This window comes from Prosthecobacter sp. (assembly GCF_020439865.1).
Classification (GTDB): Bacteria; Verrucomicrobiota; Verrucomicrobiia; order Verrucomicrobiales; family Verrucomicrobiaceae; genus Prosthecobacter.
On the sequence record NZ_JAGRPF010000150.1, the window covers coordinates 17,365 to 27,654 of the forward strand.

Sequence of the window (10,290 nt, forward strand, 5' to 3'; positions counted from 1 at the left end):
GGATGAATTCGCGTTTATCTTTCATTTTCACCGACACAAAAAAGGCTGGGCGATCAGGTGACGTGCCTGTATCATTCCCCTGCTTGACGAAGCGGCCCTCCCACGTCCGCTTCGTCCCTCTTTTCCTGCTCAACCATGATCTCCATCCTCCAGTCCAGCGCCCGCGCCACAGGCGTCGATGAGACGGATGTGCAGGCAGCGCTCGACACGGCCGCGGCAGGCGGCATTTCGCCCGTGCTGGCCTTGATCGAAAGCGGCGCGGTGGACGAGCGCGCCTTCACGCGGCATCTCGCCGAAGACCTCGGTTGGAAATGGCTGGAAACGCCCCAGCCCGAGCCGGATGACGCAACGGAACTCAAGCGCCTCATCCCGGCGCGCTTTGCGGTGCGGCACCAGGTCTTCCCGGTCGGCTTCGAGAGAGATGCGACCACGCAGACGCGCAGCAGGCTCATCCTCGCCTGCCATGATCCGTGTGATTTGATGGCGCGCCAGGCCGTGGCACGACAGTCCGAGCTGCCGGTGCGCTGGTGCCTCACTCCGCGCAACGAACTGCTCAACGCGGTGCAGCAGCTCTACGGCGTTGGCGCGGACACCTTCGACGCCCTGCTCGCCGCACGCGGCGCAAACGCAGACGACCTTCATCTGCGCGACGAGGCGAACGTCATCGACGGCGAGGACGAGGAGGCCTCCGTCGTGAAGTTTGTGAATCAAATCATCCGCGAGGCGCTGGCGCAGAAGGCCACCGACATCCATGTCGAGCCGCAGCCCGACAACCTGCGCATCCGCTATCGCATCGACGGCTTCCTGCATGAGATTCCCGTGCCGGAGAACATCAAACAGCTCCAGGCCTCCGTGATCGCGCGCATCAAGGTGATGAGCAAGCTCGACATCGCCGAGAAACGCCTGCCGCAGGATGGACGCATTCATTTGAAGGCAGACGGGCAGTCCATTGACGTGCGTGTCGCCTGCATCCCCAGCGTCGAAGGCGAATCCATCAGCCTCCGCCTCCTCGGCCAGGAACGCTTCACGCTCGACCGTCTGGGTTTGAACGAGGCGCACCGCCAAACCATCGAGACGCTGCTCACCAAACCCAACGGCATCGTGCTCGTCACCGGCCCCACCGGCTCGGGCAAATCGACCACGCTCTACACTTTCCTCTCGCAGCTCAACAGCGTGCACCGCCGCATCGTCACGATTGAAGACCCGGTGGAAAACAAGCTGCCCGGCGTGGTGCAGATCGCCGTGAAGCCGGAGATCGGCCTCAGCTTTGCCAGCGGGCTGCGCAGCATCCTGCGCGGTGATCCGAATGTGGTCATGGTCGGTGAGATTCGTGATCTTGAGACGGCGGAGATCGCCGTGCGCGCCTCCCTGACCGGCCATCTCGTCTTCTCCACCCTCCACACCAACGACGCCGTCGCCGGCATCACGCGCCTGGTGGAAATGGGCGTGAAACCCTTCCTCGTAAGCTCCTCTGTGCGCGCCTTCCTCGCCCAGCGGCTCGTCCGTGTGCTGTGCGAGTCCTGCAAGACACCGGCGAAGTACAAAACCGACGAGCTCACCAGACTCGGCTTCCCGGAGGCGAAAGGAAAAAACCTTTGGCGGGCAGCGACGGGCGGCTGCCAGCACTGCCGCGGCACGGGTTACGCCGGGCGCGTCGCCCTCTACGAGATCGCGCTCATGACACCCGCCATGCAGGCGCTCGTCTCCCAGCGCGCCAGCGAGGCGGAACTGCACACGCAGGCGCGCAAGGACGGTTTCGTCCCCATGCGCGAGTACGGGCTGCAAAAAGCGCTTTCCGGCGTCACAACGCTCGACGAAGTCGCCCGCGTCACCAGCGAGGAGCTTGCCTGAGATGCCCGCCTTCGCCTACCAGGCCCTCTCCGCCGACGGATCCGTCAAAAACGGTTCCATCGAAGCCGCCGACCGGGGAGACGCCATCCGCATGCTCGCACGTCGCGGACTTCAGGCCCGCTCCATCCAGTCCCAGGCCGCCGAGCGCGAAAAAGAAACCGAGGCTGACGCCGAAACCACGCTCCACCTCAAAAAGACCGACGTCATCCGCTTCACCGAGGACATGGGCGACCTCCTCGCCTCCGGCCTGCAGGTGGAGCAGGCGCTTCAGGCGATGGAGAACCGCAGCGCGTCCAAAGTCGGCCGCCTCGCCGGAAAAGCCCGTGAACTTGTGCGCGACGGTGTGCCGCTCTCCGCCGCACTGCGGCAGGTCTCCGGCTCGTTTGATGAATTGTACTGCAACATGGTCGCCGCCGGGGAGAACAGCGGCGCTCTGGACGAGATCATGGACCGCCAGGCGCGTCATCTCCGGCTCATGGAGTCCGTTCAAGCCAAGGTGACCGGCGCGTTGATCTATCCCGCGTTCTTGATTACGTCCGGCTCGGCCCTGGCGCTGGTCATGGTGCTGTATCTGCTGCCAAAACTCGCCACGCTGCTGACCGGCAGCGGACGTGAGCCTCCGCTCATGATCCAGGCCAGCCTCACGCTCTCCGCCTTCCTCCACGACTGGTGGTGGGCGCTTCTGGTCTTCGTCGCGTTGCTGGTGGTGACCCTCTTTGGCGCGCACAAGACGCCCGCGTTCCAGTCCGCGTGGCACCGCCTCATGATCGTCACACCCGGCATCCGTGACATCAACCGCGCACGTTTCGAACTGCAGTTCTTCGAGACCCTCGGCAGCCTGCTGCGCGGCGGCGTGCCCCTGCTGCCTGCTCTCGAGCTCGTCCGCCGTGCCGTCACCAACCTGCACCTCAAAAACTCGCTCACACAGGCGGAGGCCATGGTCCAGGAAGGCGCGTCCCTCAGCAGCACGATGAAAAAGACCGGCGTGCTCGGCACCCAGGCCATCGACGTCATTCGCATCGGCGAGGACACCGGCCAGCTCGCCACCGTGCTCGGCAAGGCCGCCGCGCGCATGGACACGCAGCTCTCACGCGTCATCGAGCGCGTCACCGCCCTCATCCAGCCCGTGCTCCTCCTCGTCATGGCCGCGTTTGTTGGCGGCATGGTCTGGTCCATGGTGAACATCGTCTTCTCCACCCTCCAGCAGCTCCACCGTTGAACCATTCCCACCTCATGAAAACCAGGACCGCCCCGCCACCCCACCACTCCGCCTTCACCCTGCTCGAAATGATGATCGTACTGCTCATCATCGCACTCATTCTCGGCAGCGTCGCCGTCATGGTGCAGGGCTTCTCCAAGGACGCCGAAGACGTCGCCACCCGCGCGAAGATCAAGGCGCTCGAAAGTGCGCTGACCTCCTACAAGATCAGCAACCTCGTCTATCCCACCCAGCCGCAGGGCATCGAGGCTCTTGTCACACGGCCGACCGCTGATCCCAAACCAAGGCGCTGGACGCAGCTCATCAAACAAGACGGCCTCCTCGACGCCTGGGGCCGCAAAATCCTCTATCGCAACCCCGGCACTCACAACGCCGGCGGCTACGACGTCTTCTCCTCCGGCCCTGACGGCCTCGAAAACACTGCGGACGACATCGGCAACTGGTAACCGCCATGAAACCAAGCGCCGCCGGCTTCACCTTGCTGGAGATGATCGTGGTGCTCGCCATCGCTGCGCTCATCATCGGCATCGGCGCAGGCGCGGCCCGGCAGATCAGCGAGGACCACGCCCTGCGCCGCGCCGCATACGATGCCGAGGGCATCCTCATGCAGGCCATGACGCGCACCCAGGCCACGGCGCAGACGCAAAACGTGGCGCTGGAGGACTTGAGTGGCGGCTTTCAGCTCACCGTGCGCCGTGCCGGCACGGCGGAATTCGTCGCTGTCAAAAACCAGCGCCTGCTTTTGCGCCCCGGCGGCCTGTGCGAGCCGCTGACTCTGCGCTGGCAGAGAGGCACTGACTGGATCAGCACCACGCTCGACCCGCTCACCGCCACACTCGCCGATACGGAGGACAACCTGTGAGACCGCGTGCATTCACTCTGCTGGAGACACTCCTCGCTCTCATGATTTTCAGCCTGGCAGTCGTGGCGCTCGTCGAGGCGGTGAATCAACTCGGCAAGGACACCCTGCACCAGCGCCGCGAAGCCTCCGTGCAGGAACGCATGCGCTCCCTCCTCATCGAGTACACCCGGCTCCCCGAACCGCCAGAGGAGGCGAAAATCCAGGAGAACGACGTCACCTACACCATCCGCCGCACAAAGCTGGATCTGAAAAATCGCGACGGCCTGCCTCTCAACGACCTTTTCGAGGTGCGCGTGACAGCGGAATGGCTCGAAGGCCGCGAGCCGCAGACCACCTCCGCCGAAACATGGGTTTATCCGCCTCTTTTCAGACGCTGACGCCTGCCTCATGAAATCGCACCCGCAGCGCCAGTCCGCATCCGGCTTCACCCTGCTCGAAATCGTCGTCGTGCTGGCCATCGTCGCGCTCGTGCTCGGCGCTGTTTATTCCCTCGCCAGCGGCACGATCACCCTCGCGGATGATGTCCGTCGCGCGCGATTGAGGGACAGTCGTTCTCAGGCGTTTACCACGTTTTGCGAACGACTCATGACGGAACTTCCGGCATCGGCCGCATTCAATTTGAAAACCACGCAGGACGGCGGCCAGTATCTTGCCGCGCTGGAGCTTCAACACGTTCCCTCACCATTCGACGGCACTCCTGACTGCAAGGTGACGCTCTTCACCGAATCCATGACCGGAGGAGGCCTGCAGCTGATGATCTCCCTTCAAAAGACAACGGACGAACAGCCGAGGATGAGCGTGGTGCTCTTCGAGGATCTGGCGGAATGCGGCTGGCGGGTGTTTGACGCAGGTACCCGGCAATGGGCGACGATGTGGAACGAGGACACGAACGAGAATGCGCCGCACATCCACCCCTTGCTGCTCGAATGGTCGGTCACACAAGGGGCGGAGAAGCAGCGCCGTGTGTTCTGGATCGTCCCGAACGAGCCGGTTGCGACGGCAGTACCGGTTGTGCCGACTGCGCCCGTTGAGCCGGCTGCGCCGGTTGCGACGCCTGTGCCGCCTGCGGGAAACTGAGACTGCCCCAGCCGGAGAACGCCGTTTCAAAAAATATCCGGCTCCGGCACCGCAGGGCCGTGCTGGAGGAAGTCGAAATCTGCGCCTTGGTCCGCCTGGGTGACGTGCTCGACGTAGAGCTTGGCGTAGCCGCGATGGTAACGCGGCGGAGCGGGTTTCCAGGCCGCGCGGCGTTTGGCGAGTTCCTCATCGCTGACGTGGAGGTGCAGTTTGCGGTTCGGCACGTCGAGTTCGATGAGGTCGCCGTTCTTCACGAGCGCGAGCGGACCGCCGATGGCGCTCTCAGGTGCGATGTGCAGTGCGCATGCGCCGTAGCTGGTGCCGCTCATGCGACAATCGCTCAGGCGCACCATGTCGCGGACGCCTTGCATGATGAGCTTCTTCGGGATCGGGAGCTGGCCCCACTCTGGCATGCCGGGAGCGCCGACCGGACCCGCGTTGCGCAGGATGAGCACGGTGTCCTTCGTCACATCGAGGTTCATGTCCTCGATGGCGGCTTTCATTTCGGGATAGCTGTCAAAGACGAGCGCCGGACCGGTGTGCGTGCAGAGTTCCTTCGTGGCGGCAGCGTGTTTGATCACCGCGCCGTTCGGGCAAAGGTTGCCGCGCAGGATCGCGGTGCCGCCGTCGGGCTGGAGCGGGTTCTTCGGCGTGCGGATGACGTCCTCGTTGTGGATGATCGCATCGGCGATGTCCTCGCCGAGCGTTTGGCCGGTCACGGTGAGCACATCAGTGTGCAAAAGTTCGCGCATGCCGTTCAGCAGCGCTTGAAGGCCACCGGCGAGATAAAACTCCTCCATCAAGTATTTGCCCGCAGGCCGCATGTTCGCCAGCAGCGGCACTTTGCGGCTGATCTCGTCGAATTTCTCCAACGGCAGCGGAATGCCCAGACGTCCGGCCATGGCCACGAGATGCACGATCGCATTCGTGCTGCCGCCGAGCGCCATGTCGACCGCGATGGCATTTTCAAACGAGCGCTCGTTGACAATGCCGGACGGTTTGCGATCCAGCCACACGTTCTCGACGATCTGACGTCCCGCAGAGGCGGCCATGCGCGTGTGCGCGCTGTCCACGGCGGGGATCGACGACGCGCCCGGCATCACGAGGCCGAGCGTCTCCGCCAGCGCGGTGAGCGTGCTCGCGGTGCCCATCGTCATGCAATGACCGGGGCTGCGCGCGATGCCGTCCTCGATCTCGCACCACTGGTCCCAGCTCAGATTGCCGGCACGTTTTTCATCCCAGTATTTCCACACATCGCTGCCGCTGCCGAGCGTCTCGCCACGCCAGTTGCCCTTCATCATCGGGCCGCAAGGCATGTAGATGACCGGGATGTCCATGCTGAAGGCGCCCATGAGCAGCCCCGGCGTGGATTTGTCACAACCGCCTAGCAAGACCGCGCCATCGATGGGATTCGCGCGGAGCATTTCCTCGGTCTCCATCGCCAAAAAATTGCGATGAAACATCGCCGTCGGCTTCGTGAGCATTTCACCAGCGGACATGACAGGGATCTCCATCGGATGACCACCTGCCTGCAAAATGCCGCGCTTCACCGCATCCGCCGTGAGGCGCAGATGCATGTGGCAGGAATTCAGATCGCTCCAGGTGTTCAGGATGCCGATCACCGGTTTCCCCACAATGTCCTCGCTGCCCCAGCCGTTCTGCTTGGCACGGGAACGGTGGCCAAAGGAGCGCAACTCATCGCGGCCATACCAGCGCCAGGAGCGGAGTTGTTCGGGAGTCTTGCGGGCGTGGGAGGTTGGGGAGGACATTGGTTGAGATTTACAGGCGAGGACTGGCCGAAAGAAACGAAAAATGGAAAAAACTCAGAGGGCTGGCTTTTTGAAGTCTTTCGTTTTTTTCGGCCCGACAACACGCTTGTCGCCGCCGCGTAGTTCCTGCTACAAAACCGCACCCAAACCATGCGCCCGATTCTTTTCCTCCCGCTTTGCCTCGCCACCACGCACCTCCTCGGCGAGGGCAAGGAACTCACCGGCACCTACCTGCCCTCGACGAACGCGTGTCCCTCGCCGGAGGAGGCGCGGAAGAAAATGACCGTGCCGGAGGGCTACGAGGTCCGGTGCTTCGCGCATGAGCCGATGGTGCAAAATCCCGTCGCGATGACTTGGGATCACCGCGGCCGTTTGTGGGTCGTCGAAGCCTACGAATACCCGAACGGCTCGGAGCACCCACCCCTCTTCGGGTCGGTAAAGGATGACAGCTACCAGCCGATGCCCAAACTCGGCAGTCCGATCCCCCGCGACCGCGTCATCATCCTCGAAGACACCGACAACGACGGCACCGCCGACAAGCGCACCGTCTTCGTCGAAGGCCTAAATCTCGCCAGCGCCATCATCTGCGGCGATGACGGCATCTACATCGGCCAGCAGCCGCATCTCATCCACTTCCGCGATGCCGATGGTGACGACAAACCGGACGCCTGGCGCGTTGTGCTCACCGGTTTCGGCCGCGAGGACACACATGAGCTCGTGAACAGCTTCTGCTGGGGCCCCGACGGCTGGCTTTACATGACGCACGGCGTCTTCACACACAGCAAAGTCCGCCGCCCTGGCCAGCCGGAGAGCGAAGGTTTCAAATTCGACGCCGGCATTGGTCGCGCACGGCCCATGAGCCACGAAAAGGAAGCGCAGTGGGAATTCGAAGTCTTCGCCGATGGCACCAGCAATCCCTGGGGCTGCGACTACGACGCCGCGGGGAACTTCTTCGTCAGCGCCTGCGTCATCGACCACTTCTTCCACATGGCTCCCGGCGGCATCTACGTTCGCCAGGGCGGTGCGCCGGAGAATCCGTATGCCTACGAGCAACTGCCCAGCATCGTGAAGCACAAGCACTTCCGCGCCGCCTATGCCGGCGTGCAGATTTATCAAGGCGGCCGCTATCCCGCCGACACGCACGGACACGCCTTCATCGGCAACATCCACGACAACGCCATCCACGAGGAAGTCCTCACGCCCGTCGGTGCCAGCTTCAAATGCGAGCCGCGCCGCGACTTCCTCCGCGCCAACGACGGCTGGTTCCGCCCCGTCAGCACCCAGACCGGCCCCGACGGCTTCCTCTGGATCATGGACTGGTGCGACAAGTATCCCTGCTACCAAAACGCCAAAGCCAACCCGGAAGGCGTGGACCGCCAATACGGCCGCATCTGGCGTGTCGTCACGACCCAAAGCGGTTCTGTAGTCCCGGCTTCAGCCGGTTCAGAGAATGTGCCGCCTAAAGGCGGAACTACAGAACACGCCTCAAGGCCCACGAACGACCTCGACCTCAAGAAACTCTCCACCACCGACCTCGTGAAGACCCTGGAACATCCCAACAATTGGATGCGAAGGATGACAAGACGGATGCTGGTGGAGAGACAAGACACGCCAGCGAAGATCCTTTTGGAAGAAATGGCCGTTTCACCAAACTTGGAGCTCTTTGCGAGAATGGAGGCTCTCTGGGCACTAAACGCTTCGGGCTGGCTGAACCGACGAATCAACAATCTGGATATGTTTGAAGCAATCGCCACATCCGAATTGCCCGAGTTGAGAGCGTGGGCAGCCCGTTTGCAGTATGAAAACGATTGGATTTCTCCATCCACACTTACGCGACTTGCCGCTGACACCAATCCGACGGTTCGATTAAGTGCTGCGATCGCATTAAGACAGTTCAATGCACGCAAGCTGACAGTGGATCAGCCATTGCAGAGGAATGAGATCAATTTTGCACCGGGGGAATTTTTCTATGCTGGCGTGGCTGACGCATTGCTGAAAAGTTCAGCGGATTCAGCGGACCAAACGCTAGCATTTATCATTTGGACAGCACTGGAGGCAAATCTGGTTAGCACGCCTAACGATTGGCTCGTTGCATTTGCTACTTTGGCATCAAATCGAAGCACTTTGTATCAGACTCTTTCCCACAAAGCCATGCGCCGCTTGTGCGACACGCGAAAGGCGGAAAACCTCGATCTCGCGGTTGAGTTTTGCGACAAGATCGCCGCGCACGACATCCTGCTCGCGCATGCGCTGGACGGCCTAGTCAAAGGCCAGGAAGGCGGTGTGATCAAGCCAACCAAAGATGTCTCAGCCAGCCTCGCGAAGTGGCGTTCTCATTCGAATGCCGAGGTGAGGAAGCATGCGCAGACGCTCGCGGTGATGTGGGGCGATGCGGCGGCAGTGAAGGAGATGATAGTGGCCTTGCACGACACGTCGAAGCCGGAGAAGGATCGCCTCGCCGTGCTGCAATCGTTGCGGAATGTCAAAACGGACACGGTGAAGGAGGGATTGAAGCCGTTGCTGGTGCCGGGCACTTCCACCGCGCTCGCGGTGGCGGCCATTCGCACCGCAGCCGACCTCGGCGGCGATGATTTCACCGCGCCGCTGATCACGCAGGCGGCTTCGAAGGATTTCAACGTGCGCAATGCGGCCATCGAAGCCCTGAGCAGCCGCACGACGTGGACGCAGGCTATGCTCGACGCCATCGCCGCAGAACAAGTCAGCGCGAGTGGCTTCCCCGCACCGGTGCGGCGCGCGTTGGCGACGAGCAAGGACAAGGCGATACGCGATCGCGCCTTCAAGGTGCTCGGTGCGTGGCAGGATTCGTCGGACGATGTGAAATCGCTCATCGCGCAGAAAAAGCAGGCGTGTTTGACGGGCGAACCGGATCTCGCGAACGGCAAGATGATCTTCACGGCCACCTGCATGGTCTGCCATGAGTTCCACGGCGGCGGGCAGAAGGTGGGGCCGGATTTGATCGGCAGCGGACGCAGCAACCTCGATGCGCTTTTGGCGAACGTGATCGATCCGAACCAGATCATCGGCAACGGCTACGAAAACATCACGGTGAGCACGAAGGACGGCCGCTCGCTCGCGGGACGCATCGTGGAGGACACGCCGGGGCATGTGAAGCTGCTCGGAGCCGGTGGAGCCGCGCAAGTCGTGCCGCGCGATCAAATCGCCTCGCTCACGAACACCAAGCAAAGCCTCATGCCGATGGGATTCGGCAATTTGCCCGATCCAGCCTTCCGCGACCTCATTTGGTACATCCTCGCTCCGCCGGAAGAAGGCCCGCTCACGCCTGAAAAAAAGAAACTGCTCATCCAAGGCGTCGAACTGCCCGAAACAAACTCACAGCCCAAGAAACCGAACTGGCGCGCCATCGACTGGGAAAGCGTCAGCCTGTGGAATCCTGACTGGAAGGTCAACGCACCCGATTTCGAGCGCACCCCGGTCAAACTGGCCGAATACCACGGCCAGACGAACGTGCTGCTCATGCACCCGTTCCCGGA

General features: G+C 62.4%; 8 protein-coding genes. 7 read left to right on the forward strand and 1 reads right to left on the reverse strand.

Features of this window, described 5'->3' with window-relative positions; genetic code table 11:
• Positions 1 to 135 precede the first annotated feature (135 nt).
• From KDL09_RS18730 to KDL09_RS18755, 6 genes are read left to right on the forward strand one after another with little or no spacing between them, the layout of a single operon-like run.
• On the forward strand, positions 136 to 1,851 hold the full coding sequence (locus KDL09_RS18730; protein WP_294388602.1) for a GspE/PulE family protein: 1,716 nt from the start codon (positions 136 to 138) through the stop codon (positions 1,849 to 1,851).
• Between the two features lies 1 nt (position 1,852).
• Positions 1,853 to 3,070, forward strand: coding sequence for a type II secretion system F family protein (locus KDL09_RS18735; RefSeq protein WP_294388603.1), 1,218 nt, complete (start codon positions 1,853 to 1,855; stop codon positions 3,068 to 3,070).
• A 14-nt stretch (positions 3,071 to 3,084) separates the two neighbouring features.
• Positions 3,085 to 3,516 (forward strand): type II secretion system major pseudopilin GspG, encoded by a 432-nt coding sequence (gspG, locus tag KDL09_RS18740; RefSeq protein ID WP_294388606.1) that lies wholly within the window; start codon positions 3,085 to 3,087, stop codon positions 3,514 to 3,516.
• Positions 3,517 to 3,521: 5 nt separating this feature from the next.
• Positions 3,522 to 3,932 carry a prepilin-type N-terminal cleavage/methylation domain-containing protein gene (locus tag KDL09_RS18745; RefSeq protein WP_294388609.1) on the forward strand — a complete coding sequence of 137 codons (411 nt, stop codon included), beginning with the start codon at positions 3,522 to 3,524 and terminating at the stop codon, positions 3,930 to 3,932.
• A gap of 41 nt (positions 3,933 to 3,973) precedes the next feature.
• Positions 3,974 to 4,309 carry a hypothetical protein gene (locus KDL09_RS18750; RefSeq protein ID WP_294388611.1) on the forward strand — a complete coding sequence of 112 codons (336 nt, stop codon included), beginning with the start codon at positions 3,974 to 3,976 and terminating at the stop codon, positions 4,307 to 4,309.
• Positions 4,310 to 4,319: 10 nt separating this feature from the next.
• Positions 4,320 to 5,009 carry a prepilin-type N-terminal cleavage/methylation domain-containing protein gene (locus KDL09_RS18755; RefSeq protein WP_294388614.1) on the forward strand — a complete coding sequence of 230 codons (690 nt, stop codon included), beginning with the start codon at positions 4,320 to 4,322 and terminating at the stop codon, positions 5,007 to 5,009.
• A gap of 26 nt (positions 5,010 to 5,035) precedes the next feature.
• Here KDL09_RS18755 and araD read toward each other — a convergent pair whose 3' ends face one another.
• Positions 5,036 to 6,778 (reverse strand): L-arabinonate dehydratase, encoded by a 1,743-nt coding sequence (gene araD, locus KDL09_RS18760; protein ID WP_294388617.1) that lies wholly within the window; start codon positions 6,776 to 6,778, stop codon positions 5,036 to 5,038.
• A 150-nt stretch (positions 6,779 to 6,928) separates the two neighbouring features.
• On the opposite strand from araD, the gene KDL09_RS18765 reads away from it, so the two are divergent.
• A partial coding sequence (locus KDL09_RS18765) for a PVC-type heme-binding CxxCH protein (protein WP_294388621.1) occupies positions 6,929 to 10,290 on the forward strand: 3,362 nt, incomplete at its 3' end.

What these genes read in the sequence shown, in the direction of transcription:
- KDL09_RS18730 (WP_294388602.1), top strand. Translation starts at nt 136, where the DNA reads ATGATCTCCATCCTCCAGTCCAGCGCCCGCGCCACAGGCGTCGATGAG.
- KDL09_RS18735 (WP_294388603.1), top strand. Translation starts at nt 1,853, where the DNA reads ATGCCCGCCTTCGCCTACCAGGCCCTCTCCGCCGACGGATCCGTCAAA.
- gspG (WP_294388606.1), top strand. Translation starts at nt 3,085, where the DNA reads ATGAAAACCAGGACCGCCCCGCCACCCCACCACTCCGCCTTCACCCTG.
- KDL09_RS18745 (WP_294388609.1), top strand. Translation starts at nt 3,522, where the DNA reads ATGAAACCAAGCGCCGCCGGCTTCACCTTGCTGGAGATGATCGTGGTG.
- KDL09_RS18750 (WP_294388611.1), top strand. Translation starts at nt 3,974, where the DNA reads ATGATTTTCAGCCTGGCAGTCGTGGCGCTCGTCGAGGCGGTGAATCAA.
- KDL09_RS18755 (WP_294388614.1), top strand. Translation starts at nt 4,320, where the DNA reads ATGAAATCGCACCCGCAGCGCCAGTCCGCATCCGGCTTCACCCTGCTC.
- araD (WP_294388617.1), bottom strand. Translation starts at nt 6,778, where the DNA reads ATGTCCTCCCCAACCTCCCACGCCCGCAAGACTCCCGAACAACTCCGC.